The following is a 19,623-nucleotide window of genomic DNA, read 5'->3' as shown; positions in this document are numbered from 1 at the left end:
ACTGGAAACTTCTCCAGATGGGCGGTTATTATGAAAAAAATACTGATATCATTTTTGGCGATACTTATTTTTTCCACTGTTACAGTAGAGGCTGCGCCTGAATACGCAAAATGGGGCAAAATTGCAGTAGAGGAAACACAAAAACGATACAATGCAGTCATAATTGATTATAAGCACATTGGTCGTACTGAACTAACACCTAAAAAGTCTGAAGAGAAATTCAAACTATGGATTAGAAGCAAAGCAGGTAACGAGTTTGGAGTTTTTGTATCGATCCAATTTGACCCGCTAACTGATACAATCCAATCGATTCAGTTTTCTGAAACTAATCGTTAGATTTAATAAATCTCGCGATTACGCTAATGGGGCACGATAGCACAATGACAACAGGCTGCCGAGATTATAGGCAGCCTGTTCAGCTAACGGGCAGAATACCGTGATGTAGGTTTGTACTTTAAATGAGAAGAGTAATAGAGGTGGATTAAAGATAGGACTTTATTTCCCAGTCCAAGACTGCCGCTGGTTTTATAAGGAGCCATTCTAATTTTGAGGATTTCCATCGTATGACTAGTTTATCCTCTAATTGAACGCCCTTAATCCCAAGGATGAAATCCCTCCAAAATGCTGTGAAATAACAGCTTTTTATGAACAAGAACTAACCATAGCGTACCAAAAAGGACTAAATTTACTACTTTATTCTACAATTTCAACATATGAAAAATTCACAATAGAAAACTCAAAACCTATTCCTCTCCCTAGCTACTATCCACTAATTCTACAAATTCTACGCCCATACAAACAAAAACCATGAAAAAGGATATCTACACCAACCCTTATGTTTAAACAAGCTTTTTTTCTATTTTTATTGCTAATTCCATAGCTTGTAAGGCATAGTCTAACTCGATTATTGATGTAGAACCCTCCTCTAAGCATTGGAGAGCATGCGTAATACTCTTTTCAAAAGGATTAGCTTGTTCTAACAAAAGTTGCTGTTTACCTGCAGAGGTATATTCAATTAATGATCCTTCAACCGTGCCGTTCATGTCGTCACTTTCTTGATAGACTAGCTTTCCTTGTTCAAAATAAGCCTCATACCCTACGGAAAAAGGATAACCAGTTGGCATTTGTGAGGATACAACGATCTCTGCGGAGACATTCGTTTTCTGAAAATGGGTACGCACTAAAGCTTGTTCACTTCGTCCACCATCGGTTCCCCACACAAAGTATTCTTCTAACGATCCAAGCAGCCACGTTACAAAATCAAGTTCGTGAATCATCAGATTTGTGGAGATAGAATGAAGTCCGAGATCCCCCCAGAGAGGAGACGTTTCTCTTTTTAAGGTGAAGGCTAAAAGCTTTCCATATTTCTCATTAGAAGTGGTTTCGTATAAATATTTGTACGCAGGATCAAATTTAATAAATTGGTTCACGAGAATTCGTCTGCCATAAAATTGTTCTGCTTCCTTCATCGCAAGGGCATCTTCAATGGTAAAGCATACGGGGGTTTCACAGAATACATGTTTTCCATGCTTAAGCGCCTCAACGGCATATTGTCTATGTAAAGTCACGGGCAGACAGATATCGATCACATCAATCGTGGTATCAAGCATGATATCCTCTATATTTGTGGTAATCTCAACGCCTAACGTTTGTTTTAAATTTTGCAGCTTAGCTTCATTTCTACCATAAACAATAACTTTGTCTACACGCTCATTTTTCGTCAATAATTCTGCATGATAAGCTCCGAACCCTGTTCCTAATACGGCAATTTTCATATGTTTCAGCTCCCTTTATGTAATGAACTAATCATAACCTGTTATTGTTGACAACATCATGGCAAGAATTTTGAAGTATACTAGATAAAAAAGAAAAGCTCGGAGGTTCTCATGCGCTTGCATCGTTTGATTGCTATTTTATTATTAGTGGAATCGAGAGGGAAAATGAAGGCCAATGAACTAGCTCAAGCCTTGGAGACCTCTGTACGTTCAATCTATAGAGATATTGATGTGCTAGCTGAAGCTGGAATTCCTTTGTTGTCTATGTCGGGGCCCAATGGTGGCATCTCCTTAATGGAGGGATACACAGTTAACCTGAAGCAGTTACATGGTGAAGATGTAATCAATCTATATTTAACAGGTATGGGCATCTATTCTGGGGGCCATTCTGAATCGGGTCTTAAGCTGAAAACGACGCTGTTGAAATTAGAAAAAACATTGCCCGCATCCTACCAACCTGACATTCAGAAAGCGCAAAAACGCTTTTATTTCGATGACACACCTTGGTGGACAGAACGAATAGAAATTCCCTGTCTGGAATCTATTCGGACAGCTGTTTGGCGATCTCAGAAACTACAGATTGCGTACCAAAAGGTTAGCGGAGAAATATCATGCAGGAAATTACAGCCCTATGGTCTTGTGGTGAAAAAAGAGGAATGGTATCTTATAGCCTACTGTGAAGAAGCTAAGCACATCCGCACATTTAAATGTGAGCGAATTGCCTCTACGCAGCTTGTGGAAGAAGAGTACTCTATACCTATGGATTTTTCATTAGAAGAGCACTGGAAGCGGCAGGGACAGGTTTTTAAGCAAGCTTGTAAAGAGGAAGAGGTCTATCCTGTTGTGATTAGAGCCGATAAGAGAACAAGGTCTTCTTTATCTCAGCTAGAGGTCATGGAAATGAGGGAAGAAGGGGATGCATTCATTTTAAAGGTGAATATGTTTGGTTATGAAAGTGCATGTGCTAATATCTGGAGCATAATAGGACATTCCGAAATCATTGAGCCCTTAGAGCTAAGGCAATATGTGAAAGGTCAGTTGAGTTTTCTGCAGGGAATATATGATTAACCGTTTTTTCTATGTAAAAGAGACCGTAGCTATTGCATATTCTGCAAAGATACGGTCCCGATTTTCTGATAAATGAATTAATTCATATATTCGGTTAACATAATGATTATTATGTTAACCATGATGAGAATGATCCAATAAACATAATATTGGATTGGATAAGTTATCCTTTTATTGCTCTAGTTTCAACACCAAGTGTTAATTTCTCTCTGGCAACAAGTCTTTTGTGCGCTACGAGAAGAAAAGGAAGACCAAAAGCTGTTGTTAAAGCCAACGGTACGAAGATCGCAAGGCCATTCTGAGCGCCATAATGGTCTAACAACACACCCCCGAAGATAGGTGCCATAACACTCCCTAAATTATTAAAGCCAATCGTACCAAAGTACGTCCCTTTCATTTCAGGTTTGGCAATCCGATCGATCAACATATCCATCATCGTAAAGAGTAAGACTTCCCCTATAGTGAACAGAACTACACTGATCATTAATAGAGCCACACCACCTGCAAGCCCCACTAAGAGAAGACTAAGTGCAACGCAGATATTCCCAAGGATTAAAGGGACAATCGGCGGGAATTTACTTGCCGTTCGTACAATGGGATACTGCACTACTAACACGGTTATAGCATTCAGTGACAACATATAGGAGAACAATTGCCCACCATTGGTGAAATGCGTATTCATCGCTAAATATTGAGCCATTGTTGAGCCGAAGTGACCGTATCCTAACACACAAAAGATGGTACCCAGAAGTACAGGTAGGAACACACGGTCTTTACCGGTGATTGTCAAAGCTTCGAGTAAACGTGGTGCTTGAGCTTGTGTACGGGCGGGCATGCTTGAACGATGTGCCTTAAATTGCATGAATAATACAATTCCATATGCAACATAAACGATTCCTGCGATTAGAAAAGGAAAAGTTGATTCCGCAGAGCCGAGCTGTAGCCCAATGATCGGACCAAATACTACACCAAGATTAATTGCTGCATATCTAAGATTAAAGACAAGCAGTTTGCTCTCGGGAGGTGTAATATCAGATAAAAGTGCCCGTGAAGTAGGCTCGAATACAGATCGACATAAGCCGTTCAAGGTGTTCACCAGGAAAAATACCCATAGATGTTGAGCCACTGAGAATCCGAAGAAGACGGCTGCCCAGCCAAATACCGAGATTAACATGACGATTTTGCGGCCAACAATATCAGAAATATAACCGCCATAAAAACTGGCCAATACGCCTGCCAGCGAGCTAACCGCGACCGTAATCCCTGTTTGTGTCGGGGAAGCTCCGAGAACTTGGGTTAGATAGATGGATAAGAACGGGATGCTCATCGAGGTTACCAGACGTCCGAACATGGTGCCGATGATAATTGTCCAGGCTAGTGGGTGAATGTGCCTTAGATGCTGATTCATAATGATTACGATCTCCTAGTCTTATTGCTCTAATATTGTTGCTGCATATTCCTTGTTGATTTATGTATAATTATAATGATAAAAGGGGGAAGGAAAAGTGTAAGGATTACATTGACCATTTCACCTTTAAAGGAGTGAACCATTTGGACCAGATAAGTAATCATTTTTTATGTTTAGCAGCAGGCGTTACTAGTTCGTTCAAACTGAATGAACCTGTTCCTGTGACGATAGATTTATTGGCTTCGATCCTGATTTGCACTCCACGTAATGTTAAATTCGTGCTGCGGAAACTGGAAGAGCAGGAATATATTCAATGGCAGCCGGGGAGAGGCAGGGGGCATATCTCTCAACTTACTTTTTTAAAAAGTATTGATGAGGTATTCGAGGATAGCTTTCAGGAGTTAGTCAGTAAAGGAAAGATAAAAGAAGCTATCGAATTGATGAGCAGCGATCAGGTGACCGGACCCTTAAAGGAACGATTGTTAACGATGTTAAATAAACAGATGGGTTTCCGTAGTGAAGCAGAGTCAACCTCAGGGCTGGACGTCCTGCGGATTACCCGTAACCGGCATATGGAAGTACTGGACCCTGCTTATGTATACACCGCTTTTGAATCCTATTTGCTGGGTCAGATCTATAGCACACTAGTTACTTATGATGCAACGACCGATACCTTTCTTCCTGGTTTGGCCCATATGTGGGAAGCTAATGAGGGCCATACAAGTTACATTTTTTACCTCCGTAAGGGGGTGCGCTTTCATCACGGAAGAATCATGACCTCGAGAGATGTAAAAGAGACGCTACAACGGCTTATCGACTTGAACAGCCCTGCGGTTAGCCTTTATAAGGATATCGAACGAGTAGAGGTTGAAGGAGATCATCGAATCCGGTTTGTGTTGTCACGTCCAAATCTCTTTTTTCTGCATCTGTTCAGTTGTATTCACATGTCCATTCTTCCTTACGATATAGACATCACTAGTGAAGTAAGCGGTACAGGTCCCTACCGTTTATTGGATCTGAATGAGGATGTTTTGGTGCTCGCAGCTTTTGATTTTTATTTCGGAATTCGGCCGCTTCTGGATCGTGTTGAGATTTGGTATTTGCCAAAAGAGGCTTCTAATGAACGCCAATACCAGCTGCCAGATCCTGAACATGGGGAACTTTTACCTGATATCATCAGCAATCACAGTATAGATTACCCAGCCTTAGGCTGCAGATATATTCTGTTTAATTTTCATAGAGAGGGAATTCATCAGCAGCTGTGGTTTCGCCAAGTGATCCGTATCCTTTACAGTCGAACGGCTTTAATAAAAGAATTGGGTGGCAATCGTATCACTCCAGCAGATAGCTTTTTGCCATGGGAGAGCAGTAAGAGAGAGCTTCTAGATCCAACTTTGGAACATGCCCGAGCGCTTTTAGCGGAAAATGGGTATCAGGGAGAAGTCATTACTTTAGCAACTAAGGATAAAAAAGAAGAACGAGAAGAAGCGTTATGGCTCCAAACACGCGCTGCCTCCGTAGGTTTGCAAATTGAGTTATATTTTTTCAATGAATTTAAGGCAGATCATATACAGACAACAGCCGAGATCCAGCTTGCTGAAGAGGTTTTAGAAGATGATTGGCAATGGGGAATGATTAACTACTTTAATAATAAATCTAATTATTTATTTTCTTTGCTTAGAGAGGACCAGATTTCATTGTTTTCGAAGGTATTAGGTCCTTTCACAGAATCTCCAAAGGATGAACGGGTGAAACTGCTGAATCAAGCAGAGGGGATTCTTCGAGACAATTACTGGGTGCTACATGGCTGTCATATGAATAAAAAAGCTCAGCTAAATCAAAGCCTGTTTGGTCTGCACACCGGTTCCTTCGGGTTTCTGGACATCTCTAAGTTATGGATTAAAACTAGGCTTTAAGGTTTTCTTTTGTTATACTTTCCAAGGAGGCTGTATCGATAGAATCGAATGGCGCTCTAGATGGATCAGATTTATGAATAGTAATTTATTTGTAGCCATGGAGGTGAACTCGTTGGATTTTGCTCAGATCCGTATGGACCGAGACAAAAGAACGGTCGATACTTGACTCTTTTTTTGCCATTCGGACCTGTTTAGCGGATAAGCTAAGCGGTCTTTTTATTTGTTAAAAAAAGGTGGAAAAAGGGGAGACTTACATGCGTTTTCTATTCGTGGGTGCAGGAGCTATTGGTGGTTATTTTGGAGGGCGTCTGGTTCAAAAAGGGGAAGATGTAACTTTTCTAGTCCGTTCTACTAAACAAAAGCAGTTAGAAGATGAAGGTCTGGCAATAAAAAGTGTGCATGGTGACTTTCAGACTCCCGTTCGGACGATTACATATGGGGAGAAGGCAGCGCCTTTTGACTGTATTATTATTGCAGTGAAGGCCTATCATTTGCCTCAGGTGATGATGGATCTTACCCCTTTCGTCGGTGAACATACTATGATTCTCCCGCTCCTTAATGGGTATAAGCATTTTGGTATTTTGCAGCAGCATTTTGGAGCAGAAAAGGTACTGGGTGGTCTTTGTTATATCGAAACAACGTTAGGTTCTAATGGAGCTATCATACAAAGTAGTTCTTTTCATAGTATTGTGTTTGGTGAATGGGCGGGTGGGGAGTCAGAACGAACGCAGAAACTTCTCAGTCATTTGGATAAAGCAGGATTCACTGTGATACTAAGCTCTGATATTCAGCGCGAAGTGTGGCAGAAATATATATTCGTAGCTAGTTTAAGCGGGATTACAACTTTAATGGATAGCTCGGTTGGACCCATTTTAGCCTCATCTACAGCGCGTACTATTTATGAGCAGCTTCTGAATGAGATCGTGAGTATAGCGCAAAGTGCAGGTATGCCTGTTGGAGCAGATATGGTATCGGTCACGATGCAAAAGATGGATTCGGTGCTACCCGAATTTACTTCCTCTATGCATAGGGATATGCTAAAACATCTGCCAGTGGAAGCTGAACATCTGCATGGTGCACTTTTGGCGATGGCTGTACCTGGTCAAGTTATGTATCCCATTCTCGAAACCGTATATGCCCGTTTGAAAATATATGAAAGCGTTAATGATATGAGATGATCTGTATAAAATTACTTTAAGGAGCTGGACGATTATGAAGGAACTGAATCAAAAGATAATGACATTTCTAATGTTCGAAGGAAAGGCTGAAGAAGCTATGAATTTCTATACTTCTTTATTTGATCACTCCGAAATCATCAGTATTAAACGTTATGGGACAAATGAAGCAGGCCCTGAAGGGAGTGTCATGCAGGCTACTTTTTCATTACATGGACAAGTCTTTATGTGTATAGATAGCTACGTGAAGCATGGATTCACCTTTACTCCAGCGGTATCCTTATATGTGAATTGTGAAAGTGAAGCCGAAATTGACCGCGTCTATGCAGCATTATCCCAGGGTGGACAGGTGCTCATGCCACTAGGCGAATATCCATTCAGTTCGAAATTTGGCTGGGTAGCGGATCAATTTGGTGTGTCATGGCAATTAAATCTTTCGGGGAATGTGTAATCGATTGATGTGTTGCACGGTCAGATAATATTCTGTATCACAAGGGGCCGAGTTCGTCTGTAAAATGACGTAGTCGGCCCCTTAGTGTTCAGGCAGCGGAAAGGTCTGAGGAATCTTCTGATTTTAAATTACGATTGCAGCCCACGTAAGACTAATGATGAAATTCTCTCGGCGACTTCTTGTTGATTTATAGTATTATTCCCTGTTACCCATTGATAGACACCTTCATGGATCATTTGTGCGATGATCGGTACATAAAAGCTTTTCCCGTGATCTGGGTAGATATCTCCTAAAGCGTTAGATAAGTGAACCTTCAGCTCATTTATAATCTTCTCTTTCAATTGAGGGACAACCATCCCTATATAACTGCTGCGGCATTGTATGTTTGGTTGCTGATAGAAATCGAATACCGATAATACGAGTTGAGTGATGCCTTCTTGATCGAATTTAATTTCACCTTCAGTATGTTTTACAATAGCAGCGGATGCCGAATCACCCATAATATAATCCAATAATTCATATTTATCATTAAAGTGCGCATAGAACGTGGCTCGATTAACTTTAGCTCCCTTTGTTATATCGACGATTGTTATTTTCTCAAAATCCTTCAGGGAAACTAACCGTAAAAAGGAGTCAATTAAAGACTGTTTAGTCTGTGTCAGCCGAATATTGTGTACTTTAGTAGCCATTACTTCACTCCTACCCAACAATTTAGCAATTTTGTTGCTATAGCAACATTTGCAGGTTGATTGTTGATTGATACATTAAATTAGTAGCTGTATATTAGCAATTAAAGCAACAGCTGTTACTTTAATATATCATAGAAAAGGAGTTTATCAAAAATGAGAAATATTGTTATCGTGGGTGCAGGGCCTGGGTTAGGATTGTCTCTAGCTAAAAAATTCGGAGTTAATGGATTTAGGGTGGCTGTCATTTCACGCAATCCCGAGAAATTATCAATGATCATTAGTGAACTTAAGAAACTTAATATTGAAGCACAATCTTTTGTAGCGGATGTGACAGATTTAGCAGCTCTAAAACAAGTCTTTCAAGCGATAATAAAAGAGTTTGGTTCAATCGATGTACTAGAGTTCAGTCCGTATGCAGGGTGGGATAAATTCACTCATGTGCTGGAAACTACACCTCAAAGTGTGTTGGAACAAATAAACAGTTACTTGCTGCCCGCCGTTCTTTCGGTTAATGAAGTATTACCCAATATGATCCATAGAGGATCAGGAGCCATTCTTTTTACCACTGGTATTTCTGCTATGTTCCCTTTGCCTTTTGTAGGAAATGGCGGCATTGTTATGTCTGGTATACGAAATTATGCTACTGCTTTACACAATGAGTTAATAGATAAAGGAGTATTTGTCGGCCATCTTTCCATAGGGACAATGATACAAGCAGGAACAGCTGGTGATCCTGATGTTATTGCAGAGACTTGGTATAGCTTATATGAAAAGCAAGATAACTTTGAGGAAGTATTCCCTCTAGGATTGGATCCGACCCATCTTCCAAATTAAAAAACTAAATCTTATTTGATTAGCAAGTCGCCTTAATGGCGGCTTTTATCCTATTAGAAGACATATCTCTCATCAGAGTGAAGCAGGATTGAAGGTCAGATGTGAATGGATTTAATTACATTGCTGAACAACGGTTGTGCGTTCATTAGTAATCGTGACTTTGGAATGACCTGATAAATATTCGGTATAACCGCACACGGTTTGTTCTTTAGACTGTCCGTTAGAGTTGGTATATCGAAGATATATAGCACCTTCACCATTTAAACTCAATTTTGGTTTGAATTTTTTCTTTTGTCCTGCTTTTATTGGACTTGTATACAATTTCTTTGAATCCGCACGAATTAATCCTACTTCGATAGAGTTAATATCAACATCAGATTGATTATCTACGATGACTGAGAAGCTTTTAAACGGACTCAGAAGATTTGATATCGTCCCTACACCAAGAGCAACTCCACAAGTAATCAGAAATATCGTAATCCCTATAAAAAATCGTTTTCTCATCCTTCAGTCCCCCTATATAAGTAAGACAGGGGTTACTTAAAAAATGTTACAACAAGGAGAAGTTAGTTATAAAAATTCATTACCAAATCAAGCGTGGACTTGCATGTTATTATAAATATATTCCATATTAATGATTTGAAAAGGGGTTTTGTATTGACTATTATCCGTCATTTTGAACAAGGTGACATGCCATTACTTGGTGAACTTTATAACTCAGTATCTTCAAAGGGGAATGTTGTTTTTTGGTGGGTTGGCACTGAGGAAAATTGGGAAAATGTATATTGCGCTTTCGAGGACGGTAAAATGGTGGCCAAAGGTCAAGTGAGCATCATCAATATTGTGCCACCCGGCCGTACCAAGGATAGCAGACATTCGATCTACCTGAACTTAAAAACAATACCAGAACGTGAAGGCGATTATGATTTATTAGAAAAAGTTTATCAGTCACTCTTATTAAGAGCACTCGAATTAAAAGAAACGTTATCAAAGGATTACAAAACTACTCTATGTGTAGGGAACGATTCGGCAGAAGTCTTGAATACTCAATTTTTCGAAAAAGTGAAGGGCTTCTCTCATTATAATAGCTTATTTAAGATGAAACACAATCTAAGTGATGGCTTGTCTGAACCCACTCTGGCTAAGGAACTTGAATTCGCAACCTGGAATATGGAGACGCCTGAAGAAGACGAGCATTATTTGGAATTAGAAGCTGAGATTTGGCCGGAAACTCCGCTAGGGAAAGAACGGTTAGCTGAATTTAAACAAAATCCGCTCTGGACATCACTTGTTGTTCGAGAAGGGGAGAAGGTTGCGGGTAGCTTAATGGTCTGGCAGGAAGAGAAGGGTGGCTACATCGAAAATGTATTTGTACTTGAGCCATGGAGAAGATCCGGAATTGCTAAGTACATGCTTTTTCAAGCATTGAGCTATTTTAGAACCCACGGACTGGAAGAGGCATGTCTGATGGTGCTTACGGAAAATGATTCTGCATTACAGCTATATGAATCTGTCGGTTTCATTCTAACGAATGAGGAAAGACGCTATCGGATTGAACTATAAAAGTTTTTGAAAGTGAAGGATTACCAAGCAAAGTGCGATAGCTTTTTTGTCGAGCTTAGGTTCGAGGTTAAGGTCGCACTTTATTTGGTAACCCGTTCTGTGAATTATCTGCTAAATGCTTTCATACCTTTTGCTTCCCATCACATTTCTTACATACGTTAAGCTTTTCACCTGAAATGCCTTTCCCGAAGTACAACAGCTTAATACGTGTGCTGCCACAGATCGGACATGTTCCTCTGGCCCGGGATGGAATGCGCCAAAGTGCTTTGCCACGTTTGTTTTTAGACATGATTTGCCCCCACCTTTACTCTGGATACTCCATCTTATGACCAAGAGGAACTTAAAGTTCGAAGAGCGAAAAGAATAGAAAATCGGATGAAAAAGGGGCAAAAAATACCCTCAAAAAACAGCGTATAACTTAAATTATACGCTGTTTTGATTTTAAGGCGTTTTTTTAGGGGGAATGGGGCACTTGGACGAGTAAAACAGGTGGATTTTAAAGGAATATTTTATAAATAACGGATGTCGATGTCTTTGAATCTTCCCGCTGACATTTTAGGCATTCTGAATTGCAGGGAACCTTGTTTATAAGTGCCTCTGCTCTGATCTGGAATGACGGGAACTGGCAACTGAATAATCTCGCTATGATCTTTTCCTAAACCTGTTAATTTAATTTGTGTGCGATTGATTTGTGCCCATATACTTTCGGGGTGAATTCCGTTTGGAATACGAATTTTGGTAATCAGGTGATTATGAGTGTCGATATGCTCAAAACTTAAACTTGTGGTTTCGTTCATAAATGAAGAGGAGGTCGCTGCAGTTGCTTCACGGATTACTTTTTCGACATACCCGTCAATTTGGTTAGGATCCAACTTCCACTGCTCTTCAAGAGCTTTCAAGGATAACTTTTTCTTAAAAAAGGGATCTTCATTCATCCAATCTAAAGGGTTCGTCTTATTGGGACTCATAGCTCTGCGCCTCCTACGGTTTTTATCCATTGTATGGGCGTTTGACTTATTCAGTGACATCTGGGCGAATATCTACATAGAATAGCTTATCATTCCGAAAGGAGGAGTGGTTTGGTGGTTTCAATCATCGGCAATATTAAAATCAATAGCGTAGGCCCCAGCTCCACAGTCTTAGTAGGAAATACGGCATCCGTTATCCTGAGCAGCAACTCTAAAATTTATGCTGGTGCCAACTCCTTCTCCATAGGTGACTCTATAGGTACGAATATAACGAATAATGCGGCCAGCAGTACAAATACGATGGATTCAGATGTGGTGGATCAAGTATCACCTCCTTAAGGGTGGGGTTTAAATGAACATTACGGTATATCAATGCATATCGATCTATAATCTAAAAATCGGCACTATCTCTAATTCCTCGGTACTTCAGATTGGTACATCGGGACGAATTAATACTTTGTCTCATAATTATGAGACCTCTGGAGCTCCATCATCGGCTCCAACGACTCCAGCGGAAAAAATGGCTTCACCCCTTGTATCCTTACCGCCAGCGGCGGAACTATATGCACATCTGAATTAGGCTCTTTTTCCCCGCATACAATAAACCATAGGAGGGGGTTGTATGCATCCGTATTACGCTCAGCAGGTTTTTAATACACTAAGATTGCAAGCGGAGAAGATTCAACAGTTAGAGAAGCAGCTTCGCGATTTGCAAGGCGATGTAGACAGCATAAAGAACAATAAATCTGCAAGTATAGGACCTATCAATTATCATTTTGAACAATTAAAAATCGAAAAGCTGGAAGGCACTTTAAATATAGGCATTACACCGAATGAGGGAAACAATCTGGATGAAGCGATGATCAACGGTAAACCTATAGGGGAGCGGGAGGATGGTACAACTGCCTTATCGGATCAGATTCGCCCACAGATTTTGAAGTATGTGCAAGAAGAGGTTCCCTCGCAATTTTCACGTTTAGAAAAAGAGAAGAATTTAAGCATTGATGAGCAATATATCCAAATGGTGACTCAGGATCTGCTGAATCAAATGGATGGACGGATTAACGAGTATGTAAACCAACTCCCTGCCACAGAAGAAGGGCGTGGATACACTGATGAGGAATGCGCTTCTATTGTAGAGCAAATCAAACGAGATATCGTTATGGCAGTAGAGCGGCATTTGGAAATAAATATAACCGGAAGGCGGGAGACGAATGAAGATAACGGTGATCAATAGAGATATTAGTGTCAATGCAGTGAAAGTCGTTTCGATCTCGGGTTCATCAGTATTTTTAGTAGGGGATACTCAATCCATTCATTGCTCCTCGGCGTTTGACAGCGTAATAGAATATACTCAGAGCGCGCCAGATCAAGTCAAAAAAGGCAGTTAACCTATGCACACCTCACGCATACAAGATGTTTATATCAACAATCTGTCCGACAGTTCTATTTTTATATGTGGATCTGTAAACCGGGTTCAATCTAAATTCCTGGGAAGAAAGGAGAATTATCTTTTTAACATAAGGGAGATTAATAATCACCCGAAAGATACTACACTCATAGACATCCCTATCCCTGTATGGACTAAGCAAGGGAATGAAGCGGATGAATTTGTGATATTAAAGGATTCCGCAGAATCAATGATTAATATACAATATATAAAAATTCTGTCGATTGGGTCTGGCACGACCTTCCAGATTGGAAACAGCGGGTCAGTTCATCTGGAGAGTCGAACCAGTGAGTTTAAACGAGAAGTGGCTGCAAAAGATGAGGAGTAACAACAACTATTTTAATTCTTTTGGCAGGGAAATCGCGAATATATCATGCTCCGTCTGGATGTAGAGAATACCATTCGCACTAAATAGTGTGCCGTATTGTTGTGCTCCGGTTTTTACTTTGCCAAGCGCTTTGCCTGTTTCTGCATTTATGATATAGAAGTAGCCATTCTCATAGCCAGTGTAAATCCCCTTACCGATCAATTGAACACTAAGCGCTGGACTGTCCGGTCCGTTGAAGCTTATAATGCGATTATCGTTCATTTGAACGCCAGTGATCTGTGCACCCTTTTGGAAAAAAGCCATGTTATTTACTGGTCCAGCCACCCAATTTCCGTACTCCTGATAACTTTTGGGTTCACTCGTTGTTTCTTGACCTAAGGTAAAGCGGTATAGTGGATGACCACCCCATTGGTCTAAACCTCCATCGACTGTATATAGATACGAGCCTTGAAGTGATGTGAAATAATTACCGAGTCTACTGACATCTTCGAGCGGTTTATAGTTCTTATTGGTCTTCGCTTTTCCAGTTTTAACATCAACATGTACCAGGGTCAACTGATAGCCTTTAAGAGGCACATTAGAGGCATCATTTGCAGCATTGGCTTGTTCGCGGAGTAATAATTCACCATCCCGGTAAGCAACAAAGCTATAAAATCCCTGAATTCTCCATAACTTCTTGCCTGTAGCCGGATCGAGTCCGAAAAACTGTGTGCGTCTATTATCAACGGTACTGGATACTACCAATACCCCGTTATAAAGACCGTCGATACTTCCTACATACATAGGGATGTCTTTATTCTCCCAGATCTTTTTACCAGTGACCGGATGATAAGCTGCAATTCCACCATGCTCGTTCCGGAAGTACAACACTCCGTTAACTAACTCCGCGAAAGCACCGATCTCAATCGGATCTTTGGCAGCCTTAACCTTCCAAAGCAATTTCCCCGTTTGAGCATTAACTTTTACAAGATAACCCTCATAAGTGATAAAGAAAACCGAGTTATTCGTTATAATCTCAGGATTTGTTCCGTTTTTGTAGGACCATTTAACTTTGCCTGTAGTGAGATCGGCGGCCTTTAGTGTCCCGCCTGATGAATAATAGAATAATCCATTTGCAATAGGAGCCAGTTGGCTATAAATTCCTTGACCATCTGCCTTGTCGTGCCATAAGGGTTTAATTGTGGTGATAGAGTCGACGGTTGTTGAAGAGGAGGCAGAGGTTGTTACTGCTGCTTGAGCACTAGACAAATATATACCAGCTCCAGATACGAGCAAGGAGGAAGATATAACGGTCTTTAGGATAAACGGTACATATTTCACGATTTTAGCTCCTTATACATCATTTATAATATATTGACGCAGAGAATGGATATTTGTTTCTCAATTGTAAAAATACACTTGTTAACATAATAAATATTATGTTAACAATAAAAAGCGAATCAGTTTCGCACAAGAATTCTGTGTGAACCAATTCGCCTAGTAAAAGAATATGTCAACAGTTGATTTGTTTAGAAACCTTCACGAAGCCATGTTGTCGCTAACTTGATAGCTCCTTTTTTAGCATGAGTCTCGGCTAAAGGATTCAGCATGACAAAATCATGAATGATGCCTTGGAAGCGGACAGCCGTAACATTCACGCCAGCTTCCCGCAATTTGGCGGCATAAGCTTCACCCTCATCCCGTAGCACATCTGCTTCACCAGTAATGACCAGTGCATCTGGTAAATCCCGCAGCTGTTCTAGGCTAGCACGAAGAGGGGAGGCCGTGATTTGATTACGTTCCTCAGGGTCAGTAGTATATTGATCCCAGAACCATTTCATGCCGTCCCGCTGCAAGAAATAGCCTTCGGCGAATTCATGATAGGATTCAGTATCAAACGAGGCATCCGTTACCGGATAGAATAATAGTTGTTTCGCTATCTTCGGCCCACTCCGTTCTTTAGCCATTAGAGTAATAGCAGCGGCCATATTCCCACCAACACTGTCTCCGGCTATAGAAAGCTTGCTAGTATCTAATCCGTGCTCGCTTCCTTTTTCAGCTGTCCACTGGAGTACTGCATAGATTTCTTCAATAGCTGTAGGATATTTAGCTTCTGGGGAGAGGCTGTAATTTGGGAAAACAATTGCGGCCTCCGCTCCGACAGCTAGTTCACGGATCAGGCGATCATGGGTATGAGCATTCCCAAACACCCAGCCTGCGCCATGAATGTACAGGATAACAGGCAGCGACGCTGATGAGGAGCTTGGGGGACGAACGATTCTTATGGAAACATCACCGTTAGGTCCACCTGGCACCATTAGATCTTCAATATCAACTTCAGGTTTATATATCTCACTGGATTGTACGCTATCTACCGTTTCACGGCCTTTTTCTGGCCCAAGGTCAGGTAGAAAGGGAGGTTTCGCATTATCATCAGCAAATTTTTGAGCAGCTGGCTCAAGAATGATCTTAGTTTTGTTTGGCATGATTTATCGTCTCCTTTGACTGGTCATAGTCTAGTATACCCTCTTCATTCCATAACCATCTAAGCAGCTGCTGAAACGAATGCCAGTTTAGAAGTAGTTAGAGATTTGACGCTATTTGCACATTTATCGCCTATTGAGCACGGTTTCGGACACCAGTACAACTATTCCTTAGGGAGAGGTTCAAACGCAGTTAGAGCCTTACAACACCTTTTGTTGTTCCTCATGCATTTCAGGACCAATCTCTTCAGTGACACGCATCCTCTGTTTACGCTTATTACGGATAATCCAAACGAATACCAAAGTAATGAGTAGCGGATAGCCTATTGCCCAGCCCGTAAAAGGAAACACAGCAGCTGTTGCTAAAAAGGAAATCCAACTTATCGTCACACCTAAGCGACTTCCTTTGAGCAGACGTATTCCTGCAGCACAACCTCCGATATAAGTCAGGATAAAAGTAGCATTCGGAAACTGGATCAGAGTGGTGATGGAGAGGGACCCGCTGCCATACAGCGTCATCACCGATACAAAACAGAGCAGAAGAAAAGCTATGCCACCGATAGGAGTATGATACTGTTTGGATATTTTACCCATCCATTTCGGTGCAGAGCCTTGGCGGGATAAAGCATAAGCCACACGTGAGGCAGCTCCTGCATAGGCAATAATTGTGGCTGTACAGATGAACAGACCGGTAAGTCCGGCAATAAATCCTCCCCAGCGCCCAAGAGGCTGACTAATAATCCAGACGAGTGAAGTGCTTGATCCACCTTTGAGGTAGCTTTGTGTACCAACAGTTGCTAGTGCGGAGAGAAAATATAGAATCCCTACTATAATAGCGGCGATAGTTACTCCTTTAACGGCGGCACGCTGTGGGTCCTTGAACTCCTCAGATAGGTGTGAGACAGCCTCCCAGCCAATAAAACACCAGAATAAGATTGCAGCAGCCTGGCCAATGCTCATCCATCCATGTGGGATAAAGGGAGTGAAGTGTTCGACTTCCATACGGGGCAGTGCAGTAGCAAAGGAGAAGACCAGCACAGCAACAATCGCTATAACTACCGCTATTTGTACCTTTCCAGCTACCTGCATACCAATCCAGTTCGTAATCAGGCCAATGACCAACATAATAGCGGCAATAGTAATTCTTGCAGATTCGTCCCAGCCCATAGCGGCGGTCATATAACCAGCTCCAGTCAGTGCAGCAACAGGTGCGCCAATCGGAACGGACATCAGAAAGAACCAACCTACCAGTGAGCCAGCTTTTGGACCAAAAGCAAGCGTTACAAAATGGGACACGCCTCCAGCGTTAGGGAATTTAGCAGAGAGCAGACCCATTGATAAGGCCATCGGCAAAATCAGCAACGACATAAATCCCCACGCCAGTAATGAAGCGGGACCCGCCATTTCTGCAGCTAAACCAGGAACAATTAAGACCCCAGAACCCAACACAGCCCCGATGTAAAGGGCAATAGCCTGAGGCATGCCAATGTTTTTTTGTAAAGTGTTTGAACCGGATTCCTTCATGTTTTTTTATCCTGCTTTCCTTGTCTTTTGTTCTAGAGTAGCAGATAATAGATCCATTGGAAAAACAGAATTTTTGAATAGTATCCATTCGATATTCCGATGGTTCATTTTCATTTAGGGGGAAATTCATGGAGTCACGTCATCTTTTTACCTTTTTAGTGGTAGTGGAGACGGGCAGTTTTACTAGAGCAGCACAGAAGCTTGATTATGCACAGTCCAGTATTACTGCACAAATCCAAGCACTAGAGTCTGAAATTGGCCAGCCATTATTTGATCGGATCAGTAAAAAGATTATCCTAACCGACGCAGGGCGTCGGTTGCTCCCGTTCGCTCAGGAAATATCCAGAATGCACACTTTAGCAGAGGACGCGTTACGCTCGGATAGTGAGCTTACGGGTTCTTTACGGATTGGGGCTCCTGAATCTCTAGCTGCTTTTCGCTTACCAGGTATTATTAAGGAGTTTCGCGCTAAATATCCGAAGGTGCAAATTCTTCTGAAGCCTGGAGCTTGCTGGGAACTATCAGATTTTGTCCGTTCGGGTGAACTGGATTTAGCGTTCTTGTTGCAACCTGAGACGGAAGATAAAGATTTAAATATAGAAACATTAGTACATGAGCCGATGACGCTGATCGCAGCGCCAGATCATCCCTTATTAAACCTTGCTGAGGTAGAACCCCTTCATTTAAAAGGAGTGACCATACTTCATACTGAAACGGGCTGTTCCTACCGGACTTTATTTGAACGGCATTTGAACAGTTACGGTGTATTTCCTGACCCCACGTTAGAGTTTTGGAGCATCGAGGCGATAAAGCAATGTGTGATGGCTGATCTTGGCATTGCCTTTCTTCCATTAATTACTGTAAAAAATGAACTCTCCGAAGGCAAACTTGCCAGGTTGAATTGGAATGATGAATCACAGCGTGTGGCGACGCAGATCGCCTATCATCATAAGAAATGGAAATCGCCCGTACTGACGGAGTTCTTACTTGCGATACAAAAACATGCTGAGCAATGGAGAAGTCTAATATAGATCAACGTTAACAAGGAGGCTCTAAGGCATGAATGAGTGGTGTGAAGACTACGAAGAAGGGCTGGAGGCCTTTCTCATCTGGATGAAGGATGCCGGGTACACTCCCTATACGCAAAAATCCTATTTAGTAGATGTGAAACAATTTTTAGACAGCCTGAATGGTAAAAAGCTTGAGACGGTGAAGAAGCTGCATGTCATTTCTTTTTTGACCTCTGTCCGCGAACGTGGAGTGAGTGATGCGACCCGTAACCGGAAGCATGCTGCGATTAACTGTTTTTTCAAGGCATTGATCGAGCTGGAATTACTTCAGAACAACCCGGCAGCCGGGATTAAGAAATCCAAAACGGAGATCAATCGTGAGCCGGTCTACTTAGATGAAAGTGATCTGGGTCGGTTTTTATCTTCTATAGATGGTAAATACAAAAAGCGCAATTTAGCAGTTTTTTTGTTGATGTCCTATATGGGGCTTCGGGTGGGGGAAGTCCACACACTGAATTTGAGTGATTATAATGTAGAAAGACATTCCCTCCGTGTGTTTGGGAAGGGGCGTAAATGGCGTAATGTGCCGGTTCCCGAGGATGTAGTACCTTTTCTCGACTCTGCGTTAGCAGAAAGGTTAGATCCTTGGCGCAGTAAAGAGGAAGCGATGTTCATTTCACAAAAAGGACGCAGGTTGTCGATCCGCGGCATTCAGCAAATTGCAGCAGATACCTTTGATCGTTTCCAAAGGGATGTGCCAGCAGCACAGCGTCGTCCGTATTCAAGTCATAAGCTCCGACATTCCTTTGCAACCATGCTGCTGAGAAAAGGGGCAGATCTGCGCACTGTACAGGAACTGCTTGGTCACTCCTCGATCCAGACTACAACCGTATACACACATATTACCAGTCGTGAGAAGGAAGAGGCTATGTCTAAATTACAAATCCAGCTGTGATTGAAAAGAAAGAAACCTCCTTAGGAAATTGATAACAAAAAACAACT

The 19,623-nt window shown here is 41.6% G+C and carries 23 protein-coding genes; 14 read left to right on the top strand and 9 right to left on the bottom strand.

Annotated features, from left to right (window positions below; all coding sequences use genetic code 11):
- Positions 1-30 precede the first annotated feature (30 nt).
- Entirely contained in the window at positions 31-336 is a 306-nt protein-coding gene (locus MHB37_RS17570; protein ID WP_076179956.1) for a DUF3889 domain-containing protein, read from the top strand.
- Between the two features lie 503 nt (positions 337-839).
- On the opposite strand, the gene MHB37_RS17565 is transcribed toward MHB37_RS17570, so the two are convergent.
- Positions 840-1,775 (bottom strand): Gfo/Idh/MocA family protein, encoded by a 936-nt coding sequence (locus MHB37_RS17565; protein WP_405168299.1) that lies wholly within the window; start codon positions 1,773-1,775, stop codon positions 840-842.
- 111 nt (positions 1,776-1,886) lie between these two features.
- Between MHB37_RS17565 and MHB37_RS17560 the strand changes: the two genes are divergently transcribed.
- Positions 1,887-2,843, top strand: coding sequence for a WYL domain-containing protein (locus MHB37_RS17560; protein ID WP_339187239.1), 957 nt, complete (start codon positions 1,887-1,889; stop codon positions 2,841-2,843).
- A gap of 163 nt (positions 2,844-3,006) precedes the next feature.
- Here MHB37_RS17560 and MHB37_RS17555 read toward each other — a convergent pair whose 3' ends face one another.
- Positions 3,007-4,251 carry an MFS transporter gene (locus MHB37_RS17555; RefSeq protein WP_076126732.1) on the bottom strand — a complete coding sequence of 415 codons (1,245 nt, stop codon included), beginning with the start codon at positions 4,249-4,251 and terminating at the stop codon, positions 3,007-3,009.
- A 143-nt stretch (positions 4,252-4,394) separates the two neighbouring features.
- On the opposite strand from MHB37_RS17555, the gene MHB37_RS17550 reads away from it, so the two are divergent.
- The 3 genes from MHB37_RS17550 (at position 4,395) to MHB37_RS17540 (ending at position 7,793) form a co-directional block, all read left to right on the top strand.
- Positions 4,395-6,167 carry an ABC transporter substrate-binding protein gene (locus tag MHB37_RS17550; protein WP_340393745.1) on the top strand — a complete coding sequence of 591 codons (1,773 nt, stop codon included), beginning with the start codon at positions 4,395-4,397 and terminating at the stop codon, positions 6,165-6,167.
- Between the two features lie 254 nt (positions 6,168-6,421).
- Positions 6,422-7,345, top strand: a complete 924-nt coding sequence (locus MHB37_RS17545; RefSeq protein WP_076306022.1) for a ketopantoate reductase family protein — start codon at positions 6,422-6,424, stop codon at positions 7,343-7,345.
- A 34-nt stretch (positions 7,346-7,379) separates the two neighbouring features.
- Positions 7,380-7,793, top strand: coding sequence for a VOC family protein (locus MHB37_RS17540; protein ID WP_076126726.1), 414 nt, complete (start codon positions 7,380-7,382; stop codon positions 7,791-7,793).
- 128 nt (positions 7,794-7,921) lie between these two features.
- On the opposite strand, the gene MHB37_RS17535 is transcribed toward MHB37_RS17540, so the two are convergent.
- On the bottom strand, positions 7,922-8,482 hold the full coding sequence (locus tag MHB37_RS17535; protein ID WP_248548702.1) for a TetR/AcrR family transcriptional regulator: 561 nt from the start codon (positions 8,480-8,482) through the stop codon (positions 7,922-7,924).
- Positions 8,483-8,635: 153 nt separating this feature from the next.
- On the opposite strand from MHB37_RS17535, the gene MHB37_RS17530 reads away from it, so the two are divergent.
- Positions 8,636-9,316 carry an SDR family oxidoreductase gene (locus MHB37_RS17530; protein ID WP_076184391.1) on the top strand — a complete coding sequence of 227 codons (681 nt, stop codon included), beginning with the start codon at positions 8,636-8,638 and terminating at the stop codon, positions 9,314-9,316.
- A 111-nt stretch (positions 9,317-9,427) separates the two neighbouring features.
- On the opposite strand, the gene MHB37_RS17525 is transcribed toward MHB37_RS17530, so the two are convergent.
- Complete coding sequence (locus MHB37_RS17525; protein ID WP_076126724.1) at positions 9,428-9,820, bottom strand: hypothetical protein; 393 nt, start codon at positions 9,818-9,820, stop codon at positions 9,428-9,430.
- 186 nt (positions 9,821-10,006) lie between these two features.
- On the opposite strand from MHB37_RS17525, the gene MHB37_RS17520 reads away from it, so the two are divergent.
- Positions 10,007-10,879: an N-acetyltransferase gene (locus MHB37_RS17520; protein WP_248548853.1), complete on the top strand. Its 873-nt coding sequence runs from the start codon at positions 10,007-10,009 to the stop codon at positions 10,877-10,879.
- 121 nt (positions 10,880-11,000) lie between these two features.
- Here the strand turns inward: MHB37_RS17520 and MHB37_RS17515 are convergent, their stop codons facing one another.
- Together MHB37_RS17515 and MHB37_RS17510 are read right to left on the bottom strand one after the other, a co-directional pair.
- The gene (locus MHB37_RS17515) at positions 11,001-11,168 is read right to left on the bottom strand and encodes a hypothetical protein (RefSeq protein WP_175618918.1); all 168 of its coding nucleotides are present in this window, start codon (positions 11,166-11,168) and stop codon (positions 11,001-11,003) included.
- Between the two features lie 220 nt (positions 11,169-11,388).
- Positions 11,389-11,847 carry an Hsp20/alpha crystallin family protein gene (locus MHB37_RS17510; protein ID WP_076126722.1) on the bottom strand — a complete coding sequence of 153 codons (459 nt, stop codon included), beginning with the start codon at positions 11,845-11,847 and terminating at the stop codon, positions 11,389-11,391.
- A gap of 114 nt (positions 11,848-11,961) precedes the next feature.
- Here MHB37_RS17510 and MHB37_RS17505 point away from each other — a divergent pair, with 114 nt between their 5' ends.
- From MHB37_RS17505 to MHB37_RS17485, 5 genes are read left to right on the top strand one after another with little or no spacing between them, the layout of a single operon-like run.
- A complete protein-coding gene (locus tag MHB37_RS17505; protein WP_036687577.1) occupies positions 11,962-12,186 on the top strand; it encodes a spore germination protein in 225 nt (74 codons plus the stop codon).
- Between the two features lie 13 nt (positions 12,187-12,199).
- A complete protein-coding gene (locus tag MHB37_RS17500; RefSeq protein WP_076277016.1) occupies positions 12,200-12,427 on the top strand; it encodes a spore germination protein GerPB in 228 nt (75 codons plus the stop codon).
- Between the two features lie 42 nt (positions 12,428-12,469).
- Entirely contained in the window at positions 12,470-13,084 is a 615-nt protein-coding gene (gerPC, locus tag MHB37_RS17495; RefSeq protein ID WP_076126719.1) for a spore germination protein GerPC, read from the top strand.
- On the top strand, positions 13,062-13,238 hold the full coding sequence (locus tag MHB37_RS17490; protein WP_111504304.1) for a spore gernimation protein GerPD: 177 nt from the start codon (positions 13,062-13,064) through the stop codon (positions 13,236-13,238). Before gerPC ends, MHB37_RS17490 begins: the two co-directional genes overlap by 23 nt.
- Positions 13,239-13,241: 3 nt before the next feature.
- Positions 13,242-13,625, top strand: coding sequence for a hypothetical protein (locus tag MHB37_RS17485; protein ID WP_405168298.1), 384 nt, complete (start codon positions 13,242-13,244; stop codon positions 13,623-13,625).
- A 6-nt stretch (positions 13,626-13,631) separates the two neighbouring features.
- Here the strand turns inward: MHB37_RS17485 and MHB37_RS17480 are convergent, their stop codons facing one another.
- The 3 genes from MHB37_RS17480 to MHB37_RS17470 all read right to left on the bottom strand — a co-directional run bounded on the left by MHB37_RS17480 (position 13,632) and on the right by MHB37_RS17470 (position 17,611).
- Positions 13,632-14,945, bottom strand: coding sequence for a PQQ-binding-like beta-propeller repeat protein (locus MHB37_RS17480; protein WP_340976133.1), 1,314 nt, complete (start codon positions 14,943-14,945; stop codon positions 13,632-13,634).
- Between the two features lie 188 nt (positions 14,946-15,133).
- Entirely contained in the window at positions 15,134-16,090 is a 957-nt protein-coding gene (locus MHB37_RS17475; RefSeq protein ID WP_076217745.1) for an alpha/beta hydrolase, read from the bottom strand.
- A 198-nt stretch (positions 16,091-16,288) separates the two neighbouring features.
- The gene (locus MHB37_RS17470; RefSeq protein ID WP_076310591.1) at positions 16,289-17,611 is read right to left on the bottom strand and encodes an APC family permease; all 1,323 of its coding nucleotides are present in this window, start codon (positions 17,609-17,611) and stop codon (positions 16,289-16,291) included.
- A gap of 128 nt (positions 17,612-17,739) precedes the next feature.
- Between MHB37_RS17470 and MHB37_RS17465 the strand changes: the two genes are divergently transcribed.
- Positions 17,740-18,642, top strand: a complete 903-nt coding sequence (locus MHB37_RS17465; RefSeq protein ID WP_076133707.1) for a LysR family transcriptional regulator — start codon at positions 17,740-17,742, stop codon at positions 18,640-18,642.
- 28 nt (positions 18,643-18,670) lie between these two features.
- Positions 18,671-19,576, top strand: coding sequence for a tyrosine-type recombinase/integrase (locus MHB37_RS17460; protein WP_076106781.1), 906 nt, complete (start codon positions 18,671-18,673; stop codon positions 19,574-19,576).
- Positions 19,577-19,623: the final 47 nt, after the last annotated feature.

The sequence above is a fragment of the Paenibacillus sp. FSL H3-0286 genome, assembly GCF_045040705.1.
GTDB lineage: Bacteria > Bacillota > Bacilli > Paenibacillales > Paenibacillaceae > Paenibacillus_AQ > Paenibacillus_AQ odorifer.
Note: the sequence above shows the minus strand (reverse complement) of the source record. Positions and strands in the feature narration are given on the sequence as shown.